This is a genomic window from Streptomyces naganishii JCM 4654 (genome assembly GCF_014650575.1).
GTDB lineage: Bacteria > Actinomycetota > Actinomycetes > Streptomycetales > Streptomycetaceae > Streptomyces > Streptomyces naganishii.
Genome location: NZ_BMVF01000002.1, coordinates 342,411 through 367,205 on the forward strand (window position 1 = coordinate 342,411; position 24,795 = coordinate 367,205).

Below are 24,795 nucleotides of genomic sequence, written 5' to 3' on the forward strand. Positions count from 1 at the left end.
GCGGTATTGCCAGTGGGAGGTGGCGGCGGTCGGCGGGCGTCTTGGAACTCCCCCGAGCTCTCGCTCCGCTTCGAGCAGGGGGGACCCCCAAGTTACGCTGCTGTGAAGCACCCCGGCAGTGCTTTCATGTGACGATCGTAGGCCCGTGTGGACGACTCGAATGCCAGGACGGTGGTAGTGTGCGCGCCTCGCTGATCCAGATCGCCGTGGACGAGGGCGAACCGGTCGAATCCCGGCGGCGGCGAGCGGCCGCGCTGGTACGCGAGCAGGCCGGGGCCGACCTGGTCGTGCTGCCGGAGCTGTGGACGACCGGGGCGTTCGCCTTCGACCGGTTCGCGTCCGAGGCCGAGCCGCTGGAAGGCCCCACCTACGAGGCGATGGCCAAGGCGGCGAGCGACGCGGGCGTGTGGCTGCACGCCGGCTCCGTCCCCGAGCGCGATCCCGAGGGCCCCCTCTACAACACCTCCCTCCTGTTCACCCCGTCCGGCGAACTGGCCGCCGCCTACCGCAAGATCCACCGCTTCGGCTTCGACAAGGGCGAGGCCGTGCTGATGGGGGCGGGGCATGAGCTGGTGACGGTCCGTCTGCCGGACACCACCGTCGGCCTCGCCACCTGCTACGACCTCCGTTTCCCCGAACTCTTCCGCGGTCTGGTCGACGCCGGGGCCCAGACCCTGGTGCTCTGCGCGGGCTGGCCCGAACGCCGTCGTGAGCACTGGACGCTGCTGGCCCGGGCGCGGGCGGTGGAGGACCAGGCCTTCGTGCTCGCGTGTGGAACGGCCGGGACGCACGCCGGGGTTCCGCAGGCGGGTCACTCGATCGTGGTGGATCCGTGGGGCGAGGTGCTGGCGGAGGCGGGCGCCGGTGAGGAGGTCCTCACGGTCGACTTCGACCCGGCGCGGACCGAGGTCACGCGCGAGGAGTTCCCGGCCCTGAAGGACCGCGTCCTGGGCCTGGCCCCACCGCGCCCCTAGGCGGGGAAAGGGCCCGGAGCGGTCACGGCGGCAGCCGCCCCCCCCGCTCACTCCTCCCTCTCCTCCCGCTCCTTCTCCGCCAGGTGGATCACGCACACCGCCACCGCGATCAGCAGCGCCGGGTCGGCGTCGTCCCGTACGACGTCGACGCCGTAGGTCTCCACGACGCTCAGCCAGCGCCGCGAGATCACCGCGAGCAGTTCGCCGTCGTACTCGACGGCGAACTCCCGGTCGAGGATCTTGCCGCTGACGTCGAGCTCGGTGCCGTCGACCAGGGTCACCCGGTAGTGGTTGCGCAGCAGCGACAGCCGCTTGCGGCGGATCTTGGCCAGGGCCTCCCCGCCCCGCTCGATCACCATCGTGTCCCGCAGCGCGAGCATCTTCTGGTGGATGTCGATCAGGACCCGCCCCTGGGCGTCCTTCAGCTCGAAGGTGTCCCGCAGCCGCATGGCCTTGCCGTCGACGAGGAAGACCTTGTTGCCCCGCTCGTCCTCGATCCAGTAGTCGTCCCCGATGCCGAGGATCCGGTCCCGCACGAGAAATCTCATGCCCTCACCGCTTCCCCGGCCACGCCGTGCCGACGCCGCCGGTAGGCCGAGGGGCTGAGCCGGGTGGCCGCCTCGGCCGTTGTCGGTGGCGGGTGGCACCCTTGATCCATGAACGAATCGTCCCCGGCCCCCGCCACCCGACGCCCCCGCGTGCGCGCCCCCGAGCTGACCGGCGCGGGCGGCTGGCTGAACACGGGCGGCAAGCAGTACAGCCTCGCCGATCTGCGGGGACGCATCGTCATCCTCGATTTCTGGACGTTCTGCTGCGTCAACTGCCTGCACGTCCTGGACGAGCTCAGGGAGCTCGAGGAGAAGCACCGGGACACCGTGGTGATCATCGGGGTGCACTCGCCGAAGTTCGTGCACGAGACGGAGCACCGGGCGGTGGCCGACGCCGTGGAGCGGTACGGGGTGGAGCACCCGGTGCTGGACGATCCCGATCTCGCCACCTGGAAGCAGTACGCGGTACGGGCGTGGCCGACGCTCGTCGTGATCGACCCGGAGGGCTACGTCGTCGCGCAGCACGCCGGCGAGGGCCACGCGCACGCCATCGAGCGCCTGGTGGGGGAGCTGGAGGCCGAGCACGCGGCGAAGGGCACCCTGCGGCGGGGATGGGGGCACATCCCGGAGGGAGGGCCGTACGTGCCGCCGGAGCCGGAGCCGACCATCCTGCGCTTTCCCGGCAAGGCGCTGCTGCTGCCGTCAGGGAACTTCCTGGTCAGTGACACCACCCGGCACCAGCTGGTGGAGCTGGCCGCGGACGGGGAGACGGTCGTGCGGCGGATCGGGCAGGGCGGCCGGGGGCTGACCGACGGCCCGGCGGACCGCGCGCGGTTCCAGGAACCGCAGGGACTCGCGCTGCTGCCGGACGGGACCGTGGTCGTCGCGGACACGGTCAACCACGCGCTGCGGCGGTTCGACCCGGCCGGCGGTGGGACGACGACGCTCGCCGGGACCGGGCGCCAGTGGATGCAGGGCGAGGCCACGTCCGGGCCGGCCCGCGAGGTGAGCCTGTCCTCGCCCTGGGACGTGGCCTGGTGGGAGGGCCGGGTGTGGACTGCCATGGCGGGCGTGCACCAGCTGTGGGCGTACGACCCGGCGGACGGCACCGTGTCCGTGACCGCCGGCACCACCAACGAGGGGCTGGTCGACGGGCCCGGCGGTGAGGCCTGGTTCGCGCAGCCCTCCGGGCTCGCGGCCACGCCGGAGCGGCTGTGGGTCGCCGACTCGGAGACCTCCGCGCTGCGCTGGGTGGACCCGGAGGGGCACGTCCACACGGCCGTCGGCACCGGGCTGTTCGACTTCGGGCACCGCGACGGCGACGCCGGTCAGGCGCTGCTCCAGCACCCGCTCGGCGTGACCGCGCTGCCGGACGGCTCGGTCGCCGTCAGCGACACCTACAACCACGCCCTGCGCCGTTACGACCCGGCGACCGGCCAGGTCACCACGCTCGCCACCGATCTGCGCGAGCCGAGCGGCGCCGTGCTCGCGGGCGAGGACATCGTGGTCGTGGAGTCGGCGCGGCACCGGCTGACCCGGCTGCGGCTGCCCGAGGAGGCGGTACGGGTGGAGGCCGTGGCCCACCGCACCCAGAGAGCGGCCACGGAGGTCGCCCCCGGCCCGCTGGAGCTGGACGTGATCTTCCAGGCCCCGGCCGGACAGAAGCTGGACACGCGTTACGGGCCCTCGACCCGTCTGCTGGTCTCCGCGACCCCGCCGGAGCTGCTGCTGAGCGGTGAGGGCGCGGGCACCGATCTGTCCCGCGCCCTGGAGCTCAACCCCGCCGTCCCGGAGGGCGTCCTGCACGTCTCCGCCATGGCGGCCTCGTGCGACGACGACCCGGTGAACGAGTATCCCGCCTGCCATGTGCACCAGCAGGACTGGGGAGTCCCGGTCCGCCTGGCCGGGTCCGGCACGGACCGGCTGCCGCTGGTCCTCGCCGGAATGGACGCCCGGCCGGACGACGCCAGCTGACGTGGTGTCCGCTGACGACGTGTCCGCTGACGACGTGTCCGGTGACGGGGCGTCCGGTGACGGGGAGCGTGCTCACACGCCGTACCCGTCGGTGTAGCCGTCGCGCGTGTGGTGGTGGCGGTCCTCCTCGACCACCGTGGTCGTGGGCGGCACCATCACGCGGCGGCGCCGGGCGATGCTGCTGAAGGTGGTGACGCCGATCAGACCGACGATCATGAGGATGATGCCGACCAGGTCGAGGTTGACCCCTTGCATGTGCCAGTCGGTCGCGAACGTGAGGATGGCTCCCACGGCGATGAGGATGATGCACCCGCCGAGGCCCATGAGTGTCGCCTCCTAGTCCGGTGTCAGGTCCGGTGGTTCCGGCCTGTTCCGGTCCCTTCCGGTCAACTCCGGGTACCCGCTTGCGGGACGCGCATGCGGGCCGGGGAGGCGACTCGCCCACCGGGCGTGGAGCGCGGCGGTCAGCCCTGGAGGAACGCCACCAGAGCGTTCGCCAGCAGGAACGGGTCGTCGGCGGCGCACAGTTCGCGGGCGCTGTGCATGGAGAGGATCGCCACGCCGATGTCCACGGTGCGGATGCCGTGCCGGGCGGCGGTGATCGGGCCGATCGTGGTGCCGCACGGCATGGAGTTGTTGGAGACGAAGGACTGGAAGGGCACCCCGGCCTTCTCGCAGGCCGCCGCCCACACCGCGCGCCCCGAACCGTCCGTCGCGTAGCGGTTGTTGACGTTGACCTTGAGGATCGGGCCGCCGCCCGCGCGCGGGTGGTGGGTCGGGTCGTGGCGCTCGGCGTAGTTGGGGTGCACCGCGTGGCCCGTGTCGGACGACACGCAGACGGTGCCGGCGAAGGCGCGCGCCCGGTCCTCGTACGAGCCGCCGCGCGCGAACACCGAGCGCTCCAGCACACCGCCGAGCAGCGGGCCGTCGGCGCCGGTGTCCGACTGGGAGCCGTTCTCCTCGTGGTCGAAGGCGGCCAGGACCGGGATGTACGGCAGGCCGGCCGCTCCGTCCGCGCTCGCCACCGCCGCGAGGGCCGCCGTGCCGGCGTGCACGGACAGCAGGTTGTCCATGCGCGGGCCCGCCATCAGCTCGCGATCGCGGCCCAGGTAGGCGGGCGGCTCCACGGAGTGCGTCATCAGGTCCCAGCCGGCCACCTCACCCGCCGGCAGGCCCGCCTCCTGCGCCAGGAACGCGATCAGGTCGCCGTCGCGTACGTCGTCGCCGAGGCCCCACACCGGCTGGAGGTGCCGCTGCTTGTCGAGCTTGAGGCCGTCGGTGGAGACCGCGCGGTCCAGGTGGATGGCCAGCTGCGGCACGCGCAGCAGGGGGCGGTCCACGTTCACCAGCCGGGCCGAGCCGTCCCGGAGGGTCAGCCGGCCGGCCAGGCCCAGGTCGCGGTCGAGCCATGAGTTCAGCAGCGGGCCGCCGTAGATCTCCACGGCGACCTGGCGCCAGCCGTGCGCGCCGGTGTCGGGCAGCGGCTTGACGCGCAGGTTCGGGGAGTCGGTGTGCGCGCCGACGATGCGGAAGGGCGTGTGGGGCGCGGCGCCCTCGGGGACGTACCAGGCCACGATCGCGCCGCCGCGCAGCACGTACTTCCCGCCGCTCGTGCCGTCCCAGGCGTCGGTCTCGGCGACCTGGCGGAAACCGGCCTTCTCCAGTCGCCCGGCCGCGTTGGCGACGGCGTGGTACGGCGAGGGGCTGGCGGCCAGGAAGGACATCAGGTCGTCGGTGTGGCCGCGGTCGAAGATCCGGCTTGTACTCATGGGTTCACCTTAACGACGGGACGCGGCGAGGGTCCGCTCCCGGTGCGGGAGCGGACCCTCGTGACGACGTCGTACGCCTGACAGTGATCAGAACGCGGCTTCGTCGAGCTCCATCAGGTCCAGGTCGACGTTCTCCGCGACCTTGCGGGCCAGGGTGACGCCGGGCAGGACGTTGGCCGCGAAGAACTTCGCCGCCGCGATCTTGCCGGTGTAGAACGCCTTGTCCTTGGCGGAGGCGGTCTGAAGCTTCTCGGCGGCGACGGCGGCGCCCCGCAGCAGCAGGTAGCCGACGACCACGTCACCGGAGGCGAGCAGCAGACGGGTGCTGTTCAGGCCGACCTTGTAGATGTTCTTGACGTCCTGCTCGGTGGCCGCGAGGTCGGTGAGCATCAGGCCGACGATGGCCTCCAGCTCGACGGCCGCCTTGGCGAGGTGCTCGCGGGCGCCGGCCAGTTCCTCGCCGCCGGTGCCGAGGGCGAGGAACTTCTTGATGTCCTCGGCGAGCGAGTTCAGCGCCGCGCCCTGGTTGCGGACGATCTTGCGGAAGAAGAAGTCCTGGCCCTGGATCGCCGTGGTGCCCTCGTAGAGGGTGTCGATCTTGGCGTCGCGGATGTACTGCTCGATCGGGTACTCCTGCAGGAAGCCGGAGCCGCCGAAGGTCTGCAGCGACTGGGCGAGCTGCTCGTAGCCCTTCTCGGAGCCGTAGCCCTTGACGATCGGCAGGAGCAGGTCGTTGAGCGCGTGCTCGGCCTTGGCGTCCTCGCCGTTGGCCTCCTTCAGCGCGATGGTGTCCTGCACGGAGGCGGTGTGGAGGACGAGGGCGCGCATGCCCTCGGCGTACGCCTTCTGCAGCATCAGCGAGCGGCGCACGTCGGGGTGGTGGGTGATGGTGACCTTGGGCGCGGTCTTGTCCATGAAGTTCGCCAGGTCGGGGCCCTGGACGCGCTCCTTGGCGTACTCCAGGGCGTTGAGGTAGCCCGTGGAGAGGGTGGAGATCGCCTTCGTGCCGACCATCATGCGGGCGAACTCGATGATGCGGAACATCTGGCGGATGCCGTCGTGCCTGTCGCCGATCAGCCAGCCCTTGGCGGGGTGGCGGTCGCCGAAGGTCATCTCGCAGGTGTTGGAGGCCTTCAGGCCCATCTTGTGCTCGACGTTGGTGGCGTAGACGCCGTTGCGCTCGCCCAGCTCGCCGGTCTCGAAGTCGAAGAGGTACTTCGGGACGAGGAAGAGGGACAGGCCCTTGGTGCCGGGGCCGGCGCCCTCGGGGCGGGCGAGGACGTAGTGGAGGATGTTCTCCTCCATGTCGTGCTCACCGGAGGTGATGAAGCGCTTCACGCCCTCGATGTGCCAGGAGCCGTCCTCCTGCTGGACGGCCTTGGTGCGGCCGGCGCCCACGTCGGAGCCCGCGTCGGGCTCGGTGAGCACCATGGTGGAGCCCCAGGTCCTCTCGACCGCGATCCGCGCCCACTTCTTCTGCTCCTCGGTGCCCTCCTCGAAGAGGATGCGGGCGAAGGCCGGGCCGGAGGAGTACATCCAGATCGCCGGGTTGGAGCCGAGGATCAGCTCCGCGTAGGCCCAGATCAGGGAGGGCGGGGCGGTGGTGCCGCCGATCTCCTCGGGCAGGCCCAGGCGCCAGTACTCGGAGTCCATGAAGGCCTTGTAGCTCTTCTTGAAGCTCGCCGGGACCGGCGCGGTGTTGGTCTCGGGGTCGAAGACCGGGGGGTTGCGGTCGGCGTCCGCGAAGGACTCCGCCAGCTCGTTCTCCGCGAGGCGCGTCAGCTCCTCGAGGATCGACTTGGCGGTGTCGGTGTCCATCTCCTCGAACGGGCCGGTGCCGTACAGCTTGTCGCGGCCGAGCACTTCGAAGAGGTTGAACTCGATGTCGCGGAGGTTCGGCTTGTAGTGCCCCATGGCCACGGCTCCCGTTGAGGACTCGGCGAGGCACTGTCTCCTCGCATCTGGTTCACGTACCAACTAGTAGCTCAGATGATGCTACCCGTCGGTAATAAGACGCAACCCCGATCGGTCATCTGTGACGAGGCTCTACTCCGGGACCGGCGGCCGGCGGCCGGGGGTCGGTGGTCGGTGGCCGAGGGCCGGCGGCTTCTCGGGCGAGGGTCTCCCACGGGCCCGGCCGTTGACTAGTCTTGCGGTCATGTACGGCTACGACCAGAGCGCGGGCGCACAGCAGGGATACGTCCCCCCGCAGCAGCAGATGCCCGGCGGCGTCGGCGGGTACGGCCAGCAGGCGCCGCTCTATCCGGAGCCGTCGCCGCCCTCCCTCGCGGACGCGGTCCGGGCCTTCACCACGGGGCAGATCACCGCCGAGGACTTCCAGCAGACCTTCGCGACCTCCAAGGTCTACTGCCCGCGCGGCGACACCCCGGGCTTCCTGGCGCTGCACAACACGCAGCAGCCGGTGATCCCGATGTTCACCTCCCTCAAGGAGCTGCGCCGGTACGCCGGCAAGGAGTCGAAGTACTTCGTGATCACCGGCGCGGAGGTGATCGACCTGCTGCCGACCGGCTACGGTTTCGTGCTCGACATGGAGGGCGAGCACCGGATCGTCTTCGACGCGAAGTCGGTGGAGCAGATGGTCGATTTCGCCATGCGCCGGATGTACGGCTAGCGCTGCCTGTCACTGGCGGGAGCCCGGAGGGAATGCCCTCCGGGCTTTCTCTGTTGCGGGTGACAGAAAGTTCAACAGTCAACTAAAGTTGGCGCACAAGGAGGTACGGTCACGTACATCATCGACGGGATCTTCGACCACCAGGACTCCAACGGCGGTGGCGGCACCATCACCAACGGCGACACCCAGTGGATGACGGCGGGCGCGGGCCTGCTGCACATCGAGGCGCCGCCGGAGTCCCTGGTCGTGTCGGGCGGCCTCTTCCACGGCCTCCAGCTGTGGGTGAACCTCCCGGCCAAGGACAAGATGATGGCCCCGCGCTACCAGGACATCCGCGGCGGCAACGTCCAGCTGCTCACCTCCCCCGACGGCGGCGCGCTGCTGCGCGTCATCGCCGGTGAGCTGGACGGCCACGCCGGTCCGGGCATCACCCACACGCCGATCACGATGATCCACGCGACGCTCGCCCCCGGCGCGGAGCTGACCCTCCCGTGGCGCGAGGACTTCAACGGCCTGGCGTACGTGCTGGCCGGCCGCGGCGCGGTGGGCGCCGAGCACCGCCCGGTCCGCGCGGGCCAGACCGCCGTCTTCGGCGCGGGCTCCTCGCTGACCGTGCGCGCGGACGAGAAGCAGGACTCCCACACGCCGGACCTGGAGGTCGTCCTGCTGGGCGGGCAGCCGATCCGCGAGCCGATGGCGCACTACGGCCCCTTCGTGATGAACACGAAGGAAGAGCTGATGCAGGCCTTCGAGGACTTCCAGAAGGGCCGCCTGGGCACCGTCCCGGCGGTGCACGGGATGACGGAGGGCGGGCTGTAGGGCGCGTCCGGCCCGCAGAGCCGGCCAACGGAGGACGAGCCCGGTCCGGGAGCACCCGGACCGGGCTCGTCGCGTGTGCGGACGGTGCGGCCGGCGCCTCAGACGGTGGCCTCGGGGTCCGGGGGGCTCAGGTAGTGGACGGTGGTGCCTTCGGCGTGGGGGGCCAGGAGGTCCTGGAGTTCACCGGCGGCGAGTTCGAGGAGGCCGCCGTCGTGGGCGGCGCGCAGTGTTTCGAGGACGAAGGTCACGTGGGCGGAGTCCTCGGTGACGCGGGTGCGGTGGGCGTCGCGGTGGTTCCAGTGGCGGGTGAGGACGCCGGTGGTGTCGGCGTAGACGATCTCGCCGGGCCTGGGGTTCTCGGTGGTGTCCGGTTCGCCCAGCGGGGTGAAGGACTCGGTGCCGTCCGCGGGGCGGATGACGACGTCGCCGGTGACGTGGGCGAGGTCGAAGGCGCCGGCGGGCAGGGCGTGGCGGACCGAGACGGCGTTGCAGGAGTCGACGGCCGGGTTGATGCGCGGCAGGGCGCCCCGCTTGGCGAGGCGGCGGCCGAGGGCGTCGACGCTGGGCCGGACGCGGCGCGGGTTGGTCCCGAAGGAGCGGTAGGCGGTGTGCCAGGCCTCGACGCGGGGGTCGGTCTCGTCGGCGGGGCGCCAGCTGTCCTCGGCGAGCCGGCGCTCCAGGTCCTCCAGGGCGGCGGTGGCCGCCGGCCAGGGCTCGCGGCCGCGCAGGCCGGTGGCGGTGACCAGGGCGATGAGGGTGCCGGGGAAGGCGCCGGCGACGGCGGGGGCCAGGCGGAAGGCGGGCATGCTGCGGGTTTCCGTTTCCGGGGTGCGGTACGTGCGGCGGGGCGGGGTCAGGACTTCCACGGGCCGATGCGGTCCAGGCGGCGCCGCTGCTGGCGGGCGGTGCCGGCGTCGAGGTCCCGGTCGCGGGCGGTGAGCCGGTCGGCGACACGGGCGCGGTGCTCCACGGGCTTGTGGTCGTCGTACTTGAACTTGGCCCGTACGTCCGTGACCTCCAGACGCAGGCCGCGGATGCCGGACAGCATCCGCCCGTACGGCGGCCGGTCCACGGCCACGGGGGCGTGGTCGCCCTCGGGCTGGAAGTGGGCGAGCTGGCGGCGCAGGAGTTCGGCCTTGGCCTCGGGGTCGTCGACGACGTGGGCCCGGCAGGTGAACTGGACGGCCGCGTAGTAGCTGGTGGGGACTCCGTCGGTGGGCGGGACGCCGTCCGCGGCGCGCCAGGGGCCGGGGACGAAGGCGTAGTCGCCGATGACGGTGAGGACGACCGCCGGGTCGTGCTCGATCGCCTCCCAGACCGGGTTGGGCCGGGCCAGGTGGACGAGGAGCCGGTCCCCGTCGCGGCTGAAGTGGGTGGGGACGACCATGGGCGGACTGCCGGGCAGGCCGTTGACGGCCAGCTGCCCGAAGTCGTGGCCCTCGGCGAGCCACGTCTGCCACTCGTCCGCGTCCAGACCGGCGTCCCAGGGGTGTACCAGCATGTTCTCCCTCTCCGGCTCTTCCGCTCTCCGGCTCCGTTCCGTCGCCTACTATGCGGCAGGCGACGGAACGACTGAACAGTACAACGAAACGACTGCCAGGGGGCAGTAGAATGACCGTACGGTCGTTCTGCCACCCCCCACTGCGAGGATGGTGATCAGTGGCCGAGACAGCCGCGGCCCTGCGGACGATCGCGCACAACGTCCGGGCGGCCCGCACCCGCGCGGGCCTGTCCCTGGACGAGCTCGGCAGGCGCGCCCAGGTCAGCAAGGGCGCCCTGGTGGCGCTGGAGAAGGCGCAGGGCAACCCCAACCTGGCCACCCTGGTGCGGCTGGCCGACACCCTCGGCATCACGGTCTCCGCCCTGATGCAGGGCCCGCCCGAGGGCCGGGTCCGCGTGGTCGACGCCGACGCCGTGGCCCCGCTGTGGACCGGGGAGCGGGGCAGCGAGGCCCGGCTCGTGCTGACGACCGGCGGACCCGCGCCCGTGGAGGTGTGGCGCTGGCGGCTGGAGCCGGGCGAGGAGTACCCGAGCCACCCGCACCAGGCCGGTGTCGTGGAGACCGTGAGCGTGACCTCGGGCCGGATGACGCTGGTCGTCGACGGCGCCGAGCACACCGTCGAGGCCGGCCGCACCGCGACCTTCGACGGCGACACCCCGCACACCTACCGCGGCGCGGGCGACAGGCCCTGCCACCTGATCATGACCGTCCAGCTGCCGCCCGGGCCCGCCTGAGCTGCCGCCCGGGCCCGCCTGAGCCGCAGGGGAGCCGTCGCCCGGGCGGACCGGGGGTCACCCGGGCGGCCGGGCGTGCAGGACAGGGCGGCGGAGGCGTGGTGGGCTGGTGGGGTGTCCCTGGTGCCCGAGGCCGTTCGACGGCTAGCCGCCTGGTGTGCCGCCCTGCTCCTGGTGTCCGGGGTGGTGTGGATCGTGGTCCGGCTGTGCGTGGTGTTCCGGACCACGGTGACCCCGGTGCTGCTGGCGCTGCTCGGGACCGCGCTGCTGCGGCCCTTCTTCCGGCGGCTGGCGAGGGCGGGGGTCAACCGGTCGCTGGCCGCCGGGATCACCTGCGTCGCGGTCGTCGTGGTCGTCGGCGGGGCCGTCTGGATCGTGGTCACCGCGCTGATCGACAGCGGCGATCAGATCGTCAACTCGCTGCACATGGCCGCGAAGTGGGTCGCCGCGCGCTTCGGATCGGCCGGCACCTCGCTGGACGACCTGGCCACCAACGGCAGGCGGCTGCTGGAGAAGTTCGGCGGTACGGCCGTCTCCAACGTGATCAGCGGGGTCAGCGTGGTCGGCGAGTACATCGCCATGGCGGTGCTCGCCCTGCTGCTCGTCTTCTTCTTCCTGCGCGACTCCGACCGGGCCCTCGACGCCCTGCGCTCCGTCGCCCCCGGCGGCCGGGCCGACGCCGCCGAGGCCATGGCCCGCAGGGCCTTCGCGGCCGTCGAGGGCTTCATGCGCGGTACGACGCTCATCGCGCTGATCGACGCCGTGTGCATCACCGTCGGCCTGCTCCTACTGCGCGTGCCGGGCGCCATCGGACTGGGCGCGCTGGTCTTCGTCGGCGCCTACATCCCCTATCTCGGCGCGTTCATCTCCGGCGCCGTGGCCATCCTGGTCGCGCTCGCCGACCGGGGTTTCGTGATCGCGCTCTGGGCGCTCGGCGTGGTGGTCGCGGTGCAGTTGCTGGAGGGCCACGTCCTGCAACCGGTGATCCAGAGCCGTACCGTGCAGATGCACCCGGCCGTGGTCCTCCTGGCCATCACCGCGGGCGCCTCGGTGGCAGGAATCGTGGGGATGCTCCTGGCCGTCCCCCTCACGGCCGCCGCCACCGGAATCGGCCACCAGCTCCGCGAGCACCACGGCGCCGGGGCCGCCGACGAGGCCGACGAGGCCGACGAGGAACAGCCGTAGACCGGGGCGCCGCACCCTCCGGGAGGGTCAGCCGAGGCCGGCCGGAGGTTCGTAGAGCTCGAACCAGATGGTCTTGCCCTGGCCCCGGGGCACCACGCCCCAGGCGTCCGCCAGGAGTTCGACCAGCACGAGGCCGCGTCCGGAGGACGCCAGCTCGCCGGGACGGCGCTTGTGCGGGAGGTCGTCCCCGGCGTCGGTGACCTCCACCCGCATCCGCCGCTCGCCCTTCTCCCCGCCGACCTCCGCGATCAGCAGCGCGTCGGTGTCGGTGTGCACCAGGACGTTGGTCAGCATCTCCGACAGCAGCAGCACGGCCGTGTCGACCTGGTCCTCCGAGGACCAGTCGTGCAGCAGCTCCCGCAGCTGCTGCCGGGCCACCGCGACCCGCTCCGGCTCCGCCTGCGCGACCGTCAGCAGGGTGCGCCGGGTCTCCGGCGGCGCCGCCGCCTCACCGCCCGGCCTCTCGCGCCGCCGGCTCAGCAGCAGTACGGCGATGTCGTCCTCGCGGCGGTCGGCCAGCGGGCCCGTGGTGTGGTGCGAGGACGGGCCGTGCACGGCCTGGACCAGCGCGTCGGCGAGCGACTCGGTGTCGCCCTCGTGCTGCTCCAGGATCGTACGGATGCGCTGCCAGCCGGTGTCCAGGTCGTGGCCGCCGGTCTCGATCAGGCCGTCCGTGCAGATCATCATCGTCTCGCCCGGCTCCAGGGTGAACCGGGTGGTCGGGTAGTCGGCGTCCGGGTCGATGCCGAGCGGCAGGCCGCCCGCCGTCGGCCGCAGCAGCACGGTGCCGTCCGCCATGCGGATGACCGGGTCCGGGTGGCCCGCGCGGGCGAGCTCCAGTACGCCACTGCGTGGGTCGACCTCAGCGTACAGACAGGTCGCGAAGCGTATGTCGTCACTCTCGGCGCTGATCCCGTGCAGGAAGCGGGAGACGCGGGAGAGCACCGCGTCGGGGCGGTGACCCTCGGAGGCGTAGGCGCGCAGCGCGATGCGCAGCTGGCCCATGAGCCCCGCCGCCCGCACGTCGTGGCCCTGCACGTCTCCCATGACCAGGGCGAACCGCCCCGACCGCGCCCGGTCCCGGCTGCGCGAGGTGCCGCCGGGCAGCGGGATCATGTCGTACCAGTCGCCGCCGACCTGGAGGCCGCCGCCGGTGGGCACGTACCGGGCGGCGAGGTCCATGCCGGGGACCTCCGGGCCCAGCGTGGGCATCATCGACCGCTGGAGGCCCTCGCTCAGCTCCCGCTCGGTCTCCGCCGTCCCGGCGCGGGAGAGGGCCTGGGCGAGCATCCGGGCCACCGTCGTCAGCACGGACCGCTCGTCGGGCGTGAACGCGACCGGGTAGGAGAACGCGGCCATCCAGGCGCCCATCGTGCGGCCCTGCACGGTCAGCGGCAGGAACGCCCAGGAGCGGCGGTCGAAGCGCTGGGCGAGCGGCCAGGTGAGCGGGTAGCGGGCCTGGTACTGCTGCGGCGAGGACAGATACACGGCACGCCCGGTGCGGACCACCTCGGCGGCCGGGTAGTCCGTCTCCAGCGCCATGTGGACGAAGGGTCCCTCGTCGCCGGCCCGCTGCCCGTGGTGGCCGATGATCGTCAGCCGGTCGGCCTCCACCCCGAAGACGGCCAGCCCGTCCGGCGAGAACCCGGGCATCGACAGGCCCGCCGCCACCCGCAGCACCTCCGCCGTGGAGCGGGCCTCGGCCAGCGCGCGCCCGGCGTCGAGCAGGAACGCCTCGCGCGAGCGCCGCCAGTCGCCGGTGACCGCGCTGCGCCCGGCCGGGGAGCCCGGGGTCGGCTCGGTGACCTCCTGGAGCGTGCCGATCAGCTCGTAGGCCTTCTTGGTCCGGTCGTAGGAGGGGCGGGAGCGGCTGCGCACGACACGGATGATCCGGCCCCGCTCGTCCATGATCCGGATGCGCACCTCGGCGAGGGTGCCCTCGGCGGCGGCGAGCTGCACGACGCCGGTGATCTCGTTCCAGTCGACCGGGTGCAGGCGGGCGCGCACCTGGGCCTCGGTGAGGGTGGTCTGTGCCGCGGGCAGCCCGAGCAGCCGGGCCGCCTCGGCGTCGACCGCGACCAGTCCCGTGGAGGTGTCCCAGTGCCACATGCCGGTCGCGAGGGAGGCGAGGACGTCCCCGACGGCGGGCAGGGGGTCACCAGTGCGCATTGCCCCACTGTAAGAAGATGCGATCGGACACTGCCACCGATGGCGTACGCCCGGCCCCGCCCGTAATGGTGGGGAGGCGATCCTGGCCCGGCCGGTACGCTTGGTGGGTCCGGGCCCTGCCCGCCCGGTCGAGCCGGGGAGCCGCCCCGGCGATTCCACGATCAGCGAAGGCTGGATGAACGACGATGCATCGGTACAGGTCCCACACCTGCGGCGAGCTCCGCGCCTCTGACGTCGGCACCGGCGTCCGGCTGAGTGGCTGGCTGCACAATCGGCGCGACCTGGGCGGCATCCTCTTCATCGATCTGCGCGATCACTACGGCATCACGCAGCTCGTCGCCCGCCCCGGCACGCCCGCCTACGAGGCGCTGGACAAGCTGTCCAAGGAGACGGTCGTCCGCGTCGACGGCGAGGTTGTTTCACGTGGAACCGAGAACGTGAACCCCGAGCTGCCCACCGGCGAGATCGAGATCGAGGTCGGCGAGGTCGAGGTGCTCGGCGCCGCCGCCCCGCTCCCCTTCACGATCAACGCCGAGGACGGGGTCAACGAGGAGCGGCGCCTGGAGTACCGCTTCCTCGACCTGCGCCGCGAGCGCATGCACCGCAACATCATGCTGCGTACGGCGGTGATCTCCGCGATCCGCCACAAGATGGCCGCGCTCGGCTTCAACGAGATGGCGACGCCGATCCTGACCGCCACCTCCCCCGAGGGCGCCCGCGACTACGTCGTCCCCTCCCGGGTGCACGCGGGCAAGTTCTACGCGCTCCCGCAGGCCCCGCAGCAGTTCAAGCAGCTGCTGATGATCTCCGGCTTCGACCGCTACTTCCAGATCGCGCCCTGCTTCCGCGACGAGGACGCCCGCGCGGACCGCTCGCCGGGCGAGTTCTACCAGCTCGACGTCGAGATGAGCTTCGTGGAGCAGGAGGACGTCTTCCGGCCGATCGAGCAGCTGATGACCGAGCTGTTCGAGGAGTTCGGCGGCGGCCGCCACGTCACCTCGCCCTTCCCGCGCATCCCGTTCCGCGAGGCGATGCTGAAGTACGGCTCCGACAAGCCGGACCTGCGCGCCAAGCTGGAGCTCGTCGACATCACCGACGTCTTCGAGGGCTCGGCGTTCAAGGCGTTCGCCGGCAAGCACGTGCGCGCGCTGCCGGTGCCTGCGGTCCAGGACCAGCCGCGCAAGTTCTTCGACCAGCTGGGTGAGTACGCGGTGTCGCTGGGCGCCCAGGGCCTGGCGTGGGTGCGGGTCACCGAGGACGGCTCGCTGACCGGCCCGATCGCGAAGTTCCTCACCGAGGAGAACGTCGCCGAGCTGACCAAGCGGCTCTCCCTGGCCGCCGGCCACGCGGTGTTCTTCGGCGCGGGCGAGTTCGACGAGGTCTCCAAGATCATGGGCGCGGTGCGGGTCGAGGCCGCGCGCCGGGCCGGGCACTTCGAGGAGGACGTCTTCCGCTTCTGCTGGATCGTCGACTTCCCGATGTACGAGAAGGACGAGGAGACGGGGAAGATCGACTTCTCCCACAACCCCTTCTCGATGCCGCAGGGCGGCCTCGAGGCCCTGGAGAACCAGGACCCGCTGGACATCCTGGCCTGGCAGTACGACATCGTCTGCAACGGCGTGGAGCTGTCCTCCGGCGCCATCCGCAACCACGAGCCGGACATCATGCTCAAGGCCTTCGAGATCGCGGGCTACGACCACGAGACGGTGGAGCGCGAGTTCGCCGGCATGCTGCGCGCGTTCCGCTTCGGTGCCCCGCCGCACGGCGGCATCGCCCCGGGCGTGGACCGCATCGTCATGCTCCTCGCGGACGAGCCCAACATCCGCGAGACGATCGCCTTCCCGCTCAACGGCAACGCCCAGGACCTGATGATGGGCGCCCCCACGGAGCTGGACGAGTCGCGCCTGCGCGAGCTGCACCTGACGGTGCGCAAGCCGCAGCCGAAGTAGCGGCCGCCGAACCGACGGCAGCGCCCCGGAGCCCACCAGGACTCCGGGGCGCTGCCGTCGGTCGCCCGGGGCCCGGGAGCTACCTCAGGTGCCGGCGCCTTCGTCTGCTTGGCGCCAGGGCTGCGTGCCCCTTGTTCACGCACGGCGCATGACGTTGTTCTCCGGCGCGAGCAACCAGCGGAAGTGCTCGATCAGAGGTTCCACGAGCTTGGGATCCCGAAGCACCACACCGAGCTCGATGTTGTCGGACAAGGCACGGTCGGTGAGGTTGGCGCTGCCCAGCAGGGCCGTGTGCCGGTCGGCAACGATCAGTTTCGCGTGCAGCACGCCCGCCGCCCCCGCCCTGTGCCAGATGCGCACGCCCCTGGGCAGAGCTGCGAAGGCCGCCGTTGCCTGCGTGGACTCTTCGAGCAGGAGATCGACGTGCACGCCTCGATCGACGGCTCGCGCGATCTCTCCCACGACGTCCCGAGCGCCGTGGGCGGCGAAGCTGGCGATGAGCAGTGACGTGGTCGCCGAGCGGATCACCTCCACGACGACACCGCTCGTCAGCCTCGCCGGGACCGACGCACTCATGGGCCCACTGACGACAACCTGCGGTGGTCCGGGCCGTGGGGACGACTGGGCCGTGGCAAGAGCCAGAGCCAGTCCGGCCCCGGTCAAGGCGGGAGCCTCGGTGCGCCAGGCTCGCATGATCTCCAGGAGCTGCTGTGCCAGGCCGGCGGCGGTCTGGTCCGCGATGAAGCGGCTGACCGCCATGTCGTCCGGGCCGGCCGCCGTCTCGAGGACCTGCCTGACAGAGGCAAGGCGTTCGTCCGGCAAACGCTCGCACAGAGTGGCGAGGAGACCCGGGAGGCGGTGCGGCGGTGTGCCGCTCCGGGCCATCGGCACACCCACCGGGTGGGAGGAACACCCGCTCGGCCCCTCCCGGTCGGGCGTCCCACTCGTCCGGTTCACGGCCTGAACGCGCACTTGTCGTCCGCCAGTGTTTCCACCAGCAGCGCGCGGTCCAGGTAGTGGTTGCCCCGCTCACAGGATGTCTCCGCCGCGAACAGGCAGGCATGACAGGCCGCCCCGTGCAACCGGGCGTGGACGCGCGGGTCGTGCTCGGCGCACATCGGGTCCGAGCTGCACAGCCGTGCTTCCTCGAGGGCCTGGGCGATGGCCGGGCCGAGGCGGTCACGGCGTCCGAGCGAGACCAGCCCGCCCAGGGTTCCCTCGCTGTCGGGGGCCGCGGTGTAGAGCAGGATGCCGGACATGGGGTCGGAGCCGGAACGGGCGTAGATGCGTTCCGCTATGCCTGACGCGCCGTAACCGCACTCGAGCGCGAACTGGCGAATCAGCACATGGGCCAGGGTGTGCAGGAGTACGTACCTGATTCCGGGCCAGCGCGGTTCCACGCCGCGGGCCAGGCACCAGTCCCGGTGTGCGTCCTTGAGGATCCCCTCCCGGGTGAGTACGGCTTCCCGACGCTCCCATTCGGCGAGCTGCTGTTCCTTCAGAGCGAGAAATACGCCCTCGCCTCGCAGTTCGGCGCAGGGGACCCAGGTCGGGTCGTTGCGGCTCAGGGGTGCTCCGGGGCGAGTGCGCAGCTCCTCGTCCGGCAGCCATTCGGGAGCCTCGATCCGGGTGAAGCCGGTGAGTGCCGACACCTCGCGCAGGCGGTGGACCAGAACCACGCTGTCCAGCCACTCGGCCGTCCCGTCGGGCACACGCCGTTCCCGCGCTGTGGTGAAGTCCGGCAAAGCATGGTCGCGTGGATGAGTGAAGGCCCGCCACTCGGGCGTGATGAGGTCGAACTCCTCGTCTTCTTCTTCCGGTCCCCCCGCTCCCGCTTGCGCTTCCTTGGTGATGGCCGTCCAGACCGCGTCCGTCCCGTACTGCTCCAGTTCGGGCCAGCATGCCTGGGTGGGCAGCAGCATCTTCGCGGCCTCCGCGGGGACAGCGGCGAGCGGGGAGAGCAGGCTCCAGTGCTCCTTGACCGCCTGGGTGAGCGGCTCCTCGGCGCGCGGAATGCTGAACACTTTCAACTGGGAGGCGAACCAGCTGTTGGTGGCGCCCAGCACCATGGTCCGTGCGAACTCGCGGCAACCGCCCGGGACGAAGGTGCCGAGGTGCGGGTGGTGGCCGCGGCAGGCCGGCAGGTTGCTCTCCCCGGCCTGGCCGATGGCGTCCGCCATGGAGCGGATCGCGCCGCAGGCGCAGCGCACGAAGACATTGGCGGCTTCGCCGGTGGTGCCCGACTCGGTCAGGCTCAGAGTGGGGTTGTCGCATGCGTCGCTGCCCTTGTGGACGAAGTAGATCCACGGGAAGTCGTCCATGTGGCCGTCCTTGCAGGCGACCAGGAACCGGGCGGGCAGGGCCGTCGGCTGGCCCTTGCCCGGACCACCGCAGTTGGTGTGGACGTACTTGGTCTTCTCCGGCCGGTACAGGTTGGGCCGCAGCTGGAACAGGCCGCTGGAAGCGGGCGCCAACTGGTTGCACCGTTCCCGGGAGCAGCGCAGCCACCGGGGGAACAGGGCGACCGGCACGCCTGTCCTGGTCCAGTCGCCGTACGGGTCGGCCGGATTCTCCGGCAAGTGAGGCGGGGTGCGCAGCGCGGTGACCGAGCCGCCGAGGCGGCGGCGTACGGCTGCCAGGAGGCGGTCCTCGGTCAGGACCCGGGCCCGGACCGGGTCCCAGTCGTCGAGGCCCATCACCATGGTCGAGAGGTTGGGCAGGTCGGTGACGGCGCCGATGCCGTAGGTGTGCAGCAATTGGCTGGGCCGCAGTTCGCCCACGCGCAGTGCTTGGGTGGCGGGGCTGCTCATGTCCTCTCCCAGGGGTCATCGTCACCGTCCGCCGGGCCGGCGTGGTCGTCGTCCTGCGCACGGGGTCCGTAAGGCGGTTCCTCGTCGGGTTCCGGTCCTGTCGCGCCGGTGAAGATCAGTCGGATCGGCGGTTCCACCTCGCGCAGTGAGGTGGGGCAGGTCATGAGCCGCCACGGGCCGCTGTCCGGCTCCAGCAGCAGCGGGGCGACGTCGCCCTGACGCTTGGCCGCGCGGTATCCGAGGACGGCGCCGGGCGCCCGGCGCTTCTGCTCCCAGTAGTCGAGGCGGGCGTCGAGCCGGGTCCGCAGCTCGTTGACGACGTGCTCGTCGGCCAGGACGTCCCGGGCGCGCAGTTCCAGGGAGCGCACGGCATGGCTGACGACCTCGCCGCGGCGGTCCACCCACTGGGCGCCGCGGTTGGGGTTGTAGTCGGGCTTGAGATTGCGGACGAGGGAGGCGAGGACACCGGTCAGTCCCCGGTCCACGGCGCGGTCGGCGAACGGCGTGACAGACAGGGCCTCGACATGCCGGTAGATGCCGGCGTGGAAGGACTCGAAGGTCTCGTAGTGCGAGAGGTCGCGCGGCCGTGCCCAGTTGAGAACGGTGAAGACCAGACCGGGTGCGCGACGGCCTACGCGGCTGGTGGCCTGGATGTACTCGGCGGTCGACTTGGGCTGGTTGTTGACGACCATGACGCCGAGCCGCGAGACGTCGACTCCGACGGCGATCATGTTGGTGGCCAGCAGGACGTCGATGGGCCGGGGAGATCCCTTGGGCCGGCGGCCGAACGTGAGGTCGAGTTTCGCCAGGATGTCGGGGATGGCTTCGGAGGCCATGCGGCTGGTCAGCTCCGCGGGCTCTCCGATGCGGCGGGCGGCCAGCCCCCGGCGGTCGGCCCGCAGCAGCCTCGCCGACACGTCGTCCTCGACGAGCCGCCGCATGCCGCCGAGGTCCCGCAGGCTGTTGAAGTAGCCGACAAGCGTCATGTACGGGTCGGTCAGGTCGCTCGGACCGTAGGTTTCGTACAGGTACTGGGCCGCGGCGAGCTGGGCGACGAACACCCGGATCGCCACGGACTTCGTGCGCACACCCTGCGCGCAGATGCCCACGTAGCGTCGGCCGGGAGTCTCGGCGGTGTCGCGGCGCCGGGCGAAGAACGTGTCGTCGGCGTCGAGTCCGGACGGCGGGAAGACGGCCGTGCGGCGGGCGAAGAGATCGTGGATCTGCCGGTCCGCGCGCCGCACGGTCGCGGTGGAGGCGATGACCTTCGGCCGCACGCTGCGGCCCGGCTCGGGCTCCCAGGTGGACAGCAGGTCCACGGCTGTCTCGTAGAGCCCGGTGAGGGAGCCGAGCGGGCCGGAGATGAGGTGCAGCTCGTCCTGGACGATCAGATCCGGTGGGCGCACGCGCTGGGCGTCCACGGTGGAAGCGGCCTCATGGCCATTGCCCGGTGGATGGCTGGATGACTCCCAGTCGTTGTCGACGGCGGACGGTGTGACGTATCCGTGGCGCGTGCACAGGCGGGAAACCTGGCCGAACAGGGCCTGCGTCTCGCCCCGCCAGGGAAGTTGGGCGAACTTGTCGACCGTGGCGATGACGAGGCTCGGCGGGCGACGGTAGATCTCCTCGTCGACGACGAGGATCGGCAGTCCCCGCTCCTCGGGCGGCAGCCCGAAGGCCACGGCCCCGAAGGGACATTCGTAGGCGTCGGGGCAGGTGATGAGTGTCCGGCGCAGGGTGGGCTCCACGGCGATGTCGCGGCCCGCCTCCATTTTCGCCCCGCACCAGGGGCAGCTGGTGAGCTGGTGCGGTGACCCGGTGCGTCCGAAGCCGCTGAAGCCCTTGTCCTTCTTGCGTTCCTTGACCCACTCGGCGGCCTGGTCGGTGGTGTTGGGGGTGACGCGGCCACCGACCCACAGTCCGATGCGGAACGGGTTGTCGCCCCAGCGGGCCGGCTCCTCGCGGCGGATGACCTCGCAGGCGCAGATCAGTGCGGCGGCGCGCTGGAACTGCTGGATGGTGAGCAGGCGCAGCGTGTACCGCATGATCACAGCCACGCCGTGCTCGGCGTCGAGGCCGCCGAGGTGCGGCTTGCGCCTGCGGATGGCGAGGGTGAACGCGGTCAGGCCGAGGTAGGCCTCGGTCTTGCCGCCACCGGTGGGGAACCACAGCAGGTCGGCCAGCGCCCCGCGGTCGTCGGCGCGCTCCGGGTGGGCGGGGTCCGCGAGCGAGGGAAGGTTGAGCAGCAGGAACGCCAGCTGGAAGGGACGCCAGCTGCGGTTCTCCGGCAGGTCGACGGCCCGCACCGCCTCGTCCAGCGTCAGCGCGGGCGTACGGCGCCGGTCCGCGGCCGCGATGGTGTGCACACGCTGATGCCACATGGCGCGATTGGCGAACCGGAAGGCGTCGAGGGCGTCGGGGTCGTCCCGCAGCACGTCGATGCCGGCCTGGACGCGGTCGGCCGCCACACCGGCGAGCCGCAGGTTCTCCAGAGCCTCGGCCCGGTAGCCGTCGAGGCCGACAGCCGGATCGTCGACGGACCGCCGCTGACGCTCGATCCAGGCCCGGTAGCCGTCTACGAGGGGCTGCAGCGCGGCCCGCAGGGGAGCGGCCTCCAGCCGGCTCAGCTCGCGCATGTCCACTACCAGGTCCCGGAGTTCGGGCAGGTCCTCGTCCCGCGGGTCACGGCGGGGGTCGGGGACGTCGGTGTGCGGGATCTCGTACGACGGTGTGGCCGTCGTGGACAGGCGCACGGCGCGCCGGGGGTCGGCCGGGTCGGGCTCGGCGTGCACACCGGCGCCGTGGCCGACGGCGAACTCGGGGTGGAAGCGGTAGGTCATGGCGAGCGAGCGCCGCTCGTCGTGGTCGTCGCCGGGCAGTTCGACGGCCCGGCGCGGCAGGAACGGGGCGGTGCCGGGGGCGCCGGTCACGGCCATTGACGCCTGGAACATCCAGTGGGTGCAACCGGACTTGTTCTCCTGCCCGTTGACCAGGAACAGCGAGACCAGCCAGGAACCCTCGTGCAGTCGCGCCCGACCGCGCACCACGATGTGGGGGAAGTCCCGTGGGTGCACAGGCTGGGCGGCGAGTCCGCCCTCCGCCAGCTTCACGGTGACGGTGCCCGAACAGGGCACCCGGCGCCACACCCGCCGATGGTTCCCCTCGATCTCCGACTCGCCGCGCTCGTAGCGCGCCCAGGCACAGTCGACCTTCAGCTCCTGGGCGTCGCGCGCCACCCGCAGGGTCAGTCCCAGCGTCGACGGGTGCAGGCTGGGCATGGAGGGCGCGGACGGGTCGGGATCGCCGGCCTCGGGCTCCTGCTCGGGGACCATGCCCGGCTCCTCGAGCGTTTCGGGCTCGACGACCTTGCCGACGGTCTTCAGGTCGGAGTCGCCCTCCTGGCGCACACCACCGGGTGCCAGCCGCCCGATGATGTAGTGGTCCAGGGGGTTGCCCTCCGACAATTCCTCCGGCTCGTCCCCGGTGGGTCCCAGGAGATCGCGCACGACCAGCTCGGCGAGCTTGTCGCGCAGTTGCCGGTGCGTGGGCGCGGACAGCACGGGCGCGGCGGGGTCGGCGGTCGGCTCGGGATCGGAGCCGGAGAGAGGCAGCTGGGTCACGGGCTCAGAGTAGGCGCGGGCACTGACATCGGACACGGACCTCCCGTACCAGAGCCGGTCATCGGGCCGGCGGTCGGTTGTTCTCAGGCTGTTCGACGGACCCTGTGCGGCTTGATTCCGATCACGGCTGTTGGCCGAAGGTGTGACCTTCGTTACCGTGCGTCGCGCGAAGGGTACGCAAGCACATGAAGACGACGCGCGTTGCTGTGTGTGGTGTTCGGGGGTGAGCGGGGGCAGATGACGGACAGCACGACCGGTGGCATCCCGCACCAGCAGCCGAACGACCTGTTGAAGCGCCTGTTCGCCCCGAAACCCGCCGCGCCGAGCGGCCCCCCGCCTCCGCCCGCCTGGGTGCGGGGATCGCAGGGTTTCGGGGACAACGGCCATCGTGGCGCCTTCGGCGAGGAGTTCATCCGCATGCTGGCCACGGCGGCCAACCTCGACGTGACCCGCAAGGAGCGCGACCGGGTCGGTGTCGACTGGCAGTTGGGATATGCGGGACGCCGGGGAACCCGTAGATATCCGGCCATTGAGGCGCAGGTCAAGTGCACGTCGTCCCCGGACGTCCACGACGACCACATCCGCTACCCGCTCAAGGTGAAGAACTACAACCAGCTCGCCGGCAACGACTACGAGATGCCCCGCTTCCTGTTCCTCGTGCTGGCTCCGGCCGACCCCCACGCCTGGTCGCACGCCACAGAGGAGCGGTTACGCCTGAGCCACGCCGCGTACTGGTTGTGCCTGCACGACCAGAAGCCCCTCGCACGCGACAGCACATCGGGTTCGAGTACGCGCACGGTCCACGTCCCGCGTGCCAACCTGCTGACCGTCGACTCCTTGCACGACCTGTTCGCCGAGGACTACCGGGAGCTGGTGGGGGTGGCATGACGGTGATCACCGACGCGGAGTTCGAGCAGGCCGCGACCCTCGCGCCCGAGGTCGTCCGGCGCTACTTGAGCGGAAAGGGCTGGAACGCGGAGCGGGACCTGTCGGGCGCCGAGCTGTGGGAGTGGAAGCCGCGCGACGAGCCGGGCCCGCCCTACGAACTGCTGGTGCCGGTGCGGCGGCGCCGTGACTACGCCGGCCGGGTCGCCGACATTCTGGAGACGCTGGCCGTGGTGGAGGCGAGGCCCGCCGGCGACATCCTGCGGGAGATGCGGTTGCCGCCGGTGGACTGGCAGTTCCTGCGCCTGGTGCCGCCCGGCCCGTCGGGTACGGCTCCCCTGCTCGACCTGGTGTCGGCACTGACCGGTCTGAAGGACCTGCACACGGCGGCGGCGTCCTCGGCGCTGGGCCCTCGCGCGGTACAGCCCGCGCAGAAACCACAGCCGGTGAAGGACCATGTGGCGTCGGTACGGCTGGACCAGACGCGTGTCGGCAGTTACATCGTCGCCACTCACGTCCCCTTGCCGGAGGGTCCCTACGGCCGGCTCGACCGGAGCGGCCAGGGATCTCTTTTCGACGAGACCGAGCTGACCCGGCAGCGCAGCCTGGCGGCGCAGCGGTCCGAACCGTTCGCCCGCCGGGTGTCCCGGGTGCTGTACGCGGGTGTCACCTGCGCGCACGAGGCCGCCGAGCTGACCCTGGCCCAGGACTCCGTGCCGCACGTCGAGCACATGTCGGGTGCCGGCCTGTCCGCGAACCTGTGCGAGGCCCTGGTGAGGATCGCGGGTGAGGAGCGCCGTGACTTCTCCCTCTCCTTCGCGTGGTCGTCCGAGCGGCCGATGGAGCAGCCCTCGCCTCCGGTGGCGATCAGCCGGCGTCACGCGGTGGCGCTGGAGGCTGTGGCGCAGGACCTGCGCGAGCGGCTGGGCCGCGAGGAGGGCGCGGTCCTGCACGGGGTGGTGAAGAAGCTGCACCGGGATGTGCACCCGCGCGAGGCCACGATCTTCGGTTCCTTCCTCCACGACGACTACCGGCGCCAGCGCAGTGTCCGGGTGGAGCTGCGTGCCGAGGACATCGACCGGGCAGCGGATGCGTGGAGGTTCGGGTGGGAGGTGACGGTGACCGGAGACCTGGAGCCGCGGGGGACGGGCGTGCGGATGCGGGGGGTGCGGGAGTTCACGGCGCGGCCGGAGTAGAGGCCCTGCCCATTTCCTCGAGGAGGCGCG

General features: G+C 71.6%; 18 protein-coding genes and 1 pseudogene. 9 read left to right on the top strand and 10 right to left on the bottom strand.

The features are described 5' to 3' along the window. Positions 1-179: 179 nt before the first annotated feature. The gene (locus IE217_RS04415) at positions 180-974 is read left to right on the top strand and encodes a carbon-nitrogen family hydrolase (RefSeq protein ID WP_190176352.1); all 795 of its coding nucleotides are present in this window, start codon (positions 180-182) and stop codon (positions 972-974) included. Between the two features lie 47 nt (positions 975-1,021). Here IE217_RS04415 and IE217_RS04420 read toward each other — a convergent pair whose 3' ends face one another. Further along, complete coding sequence (locus IE217_RS04420) at positions 1,022-1,522, bottom strand: LURP-one-related/scramblase family protein (protein ID WP_190176353.1); 501 nt, start codon at positions 1,520-1,522, stop codon at positions 1,022-1,024. A gap of 108 nt (positions 1,523-1,630) precedes the next feature. Between IE217_RS04420 and IE217_RS04425 the strand changes: the two genes are divergently transcribed. Then, complete coding sequence (locus tag IE217_RS04425; RefSeq protein ID WP_190176354.1) at positions 1,631-3,496, top strand: NHL domain-containing thioredoxin family protein; 1,866 nt, start codon at positions 1,631-1,633, stop codon at positions 3,494-3,496. A 72-nt stretch (positions 3,497-3,568) separates the two neighbouring features. Here the strand turns inward: IE217_RS04425 and IE217_RS04430 are convergent, their stop codons facing one another. From IE217_RS04430 to IE217_RS04440, 3 genes are all read right to left on the bottom strand, one after another. Continuing rightward, positions 3,569-3,820, bottom strand: coding sequence for a DUF6458 family protein (locus tag IE217_RS04430; RefSeq protein ID WP_190176355.1), 252 nt, complete (start codon positions 3,818-3,820; stop codon positions 3,569-3,571). A gap of 140 nt (positions 3,821-3,960) precedes the next feature. Beyond that, the gene (locus IE217_RS04435; RefSeq protein ID WP_190176356.1) at positions 3,961-5,265 is read right to left on the bottom strand and encodes a M18 family aminopeptidase; all 1,305 of its coding nucleotides are present in this window, start codon (positions 5,263-5,265) and stop codon (positions 3,961-3,963) included. A gap of 87 nt (positions 5,266-5,352) precedes the next feature. Further along, positions 5,353-7,179 (bottom strand): acyl-CoA dehydrogenase, encoded by a 1,827-nt coding sequence (locus IE217_RS04440; protein ID WP_190176357.1) that lies wholly within the window; start codon positions 7,177-7,179, stop codon positions 5,353-5,355. Positions 7,180-7,423: 244 nt separating this feature from the next. On the opposite strand from IE217_RS04440, the gene IE217_RS04445 reads away from it, so the two are divergent. Then, entirely contained in the window at positions 7,424-7,897 is a 474-nt protein-coding gene (locus tag IE217_RS04445) for an SseB family protein (RefSeq protein WP_190176358.1), read from the top strand. Positions 7,898-8,002: 105 nt separating this feature from the next. Further along, positions 8,003-8,716 (top strand): annotated as a pseudogene (locus tag IE217_RS04450) (pirin family protein); the annotation flags it as partial. Between the two features lie 98 nt (positions 8,717-8,814). Here the strand turns inward: IE217_RS04450 and IE217_RS04455 are convergent. Then, positions 8,815-9,522 (bottom strand): B3/B4 domain-containing protein, encoded by a 708-nt coding sequence (locus tag IE217_RS04455; RefSeq protein ID WP_190176359.1) that lies wholly within the window; start codon positions 9,520-9,522, stop codon positions 8,815-8,817. 47 nt (positions 9,523-9,569) lie between these two features. Then, positions 9,570-10,217: an FMN-binding negative transcriptional regulator gene (locus IE217_RS04460; protein WP_190176360.1), complete on the bottom strand. Its 648-nt coding sequence runs from the start codon at positions 10,215-10,217 to the stop codon at positions 9,570-9,572. 158 nt (positions 10,218-10,375) lie between these two features. On the opposite strand from IE217_RS04460, the gene IE217_RS04465 reads away from it, so the two are divergent. Continuing rightward, positions 10,376-10,951, top strand: a complete 576-nt coding sequence (locus IE217_RS04465; RefSeq protein WP_190176361.1) for a helix-turn-helix domain-containing protein — start codon at positions 10,376-10,378, stop codon at positions 10,949-10,951. 114 nt (positions 10,952-11,065) lie between these two features. Further along, a complete protein-coding gene (locus tag IE217_RS04470; RefSeq protein ID WP_190176362.1) occupies positions 11,066-12,136 on the top strand; it encodes an AI-2E family transporter in 1,071 nt (356 codons plus the stop codon). Positions 12,137-12,163: 27 nt separating this feature from the next. Here IE217_RS04470 and IE217_RS04475 read toward each other — a convergent pair whose 3' ends face one another. Beyond that, a complete protein-coding gene (locus IE217_RS04475; protein ID WP_190176363.1) occupies positions 12,164-14,305 on the bottom strand; it encodes a SpoIIE family protein phosphatase in 2,142 nt (713 codons plus the stop codon). Positions 14,306-14,490: 185 nt separating this feature from the next. On the opposite strand from IE217_RS04475, the gene aspS reads away from it, so the two are divergent. Then, on the top strand, positions 14,491-16,254 hold the full coding sequence (aspS, locus tag IE217_RS04480; protein WP_190176364.1) for an aspartate--tRNA ligase: 1,764 nt from the start codon (positions 14,491-14,493) through the stop codon (positions 16,252-16,254). Between the two features lie 135 nt (positions 16,255-16,389). Here aspS and drmC read toward each other — a convergent pair whose 3' ends face one another. The 3 genes from drmC to drmA all read right to left on the bottom strand — a co-directional run bounded on the left by drmC (position 16,390) and on the right by drmA (position 22,684). Beyond that, the gene (drmC, locus tag IE217_RS04485; protein ID WP_190176365.1) at positions 16,390-17,076 is read right to left on the bottom strand and encodes a DISARM system phospholipase D-like protein DrmC; all 687 of its coding nucleotides are present in this window, start codon (positions 17,074-17,076) and stop codon (positions 16,390-16,392) included. Positions 17,077-17,207: 131 nt separating this feature from the next. After that, on the bottom strand, positions 17,208-19,064 hold the full coding sequence (gene drmB / locus IE217_RS04490; protein ID WP_190176366.1) for an MrfA Zn-binding domain-containing protein: 1,857 nt from the start codon (positions 19,062-19,064) through the stop codon (positions 17,208-17,210). Then, complete coding sequence (gene drmA / locus IE217_RS04495) at positions 19,061-22,684, bottom strand: DISARM system helicase DrmA (protein ID WP_190176367.1); 3,624 nt, start codon at positions 22,682-22,684, stop codon at positions 19,061-19,063. The genes drmB and drmA overlap by 4 nt, the downstream gene beginning before the upstream one ends. A 237-nt stretch (positions 22,685-22,921) precedes the next feature. On the opposite strand from drmA, the gene IE217_RS04500 reads away from it, so the two are divergent. Both IE217_RS04500 and IE217_RS04505 read left to right on the top strand, forming a co-directional pair. After that, positions 22,922-23,572: a DUF4365 domain-containing protein gene (locus tag IE217_RS04500; protein WP_190176368.1), complete on the top strand. Its 651-nt coding sequence runs from the start codon at positions 22,922-22,924 to the stop codon at positions 23,570-23,572. After that, entirely contained in the window at positions 23,569-24,765 is a 1,197-nt protein-coding gene (locus IE217_RS04505; protein ID WP_190176369.1) for a hypothetical protein, read from the top strand. Before IE217_RS04500 ends, IE217_RS04505 begins: the two co-directional genes overlap by 4 nt. Positions 24,766-24,795: the final 30 nt, after the last annotated feature.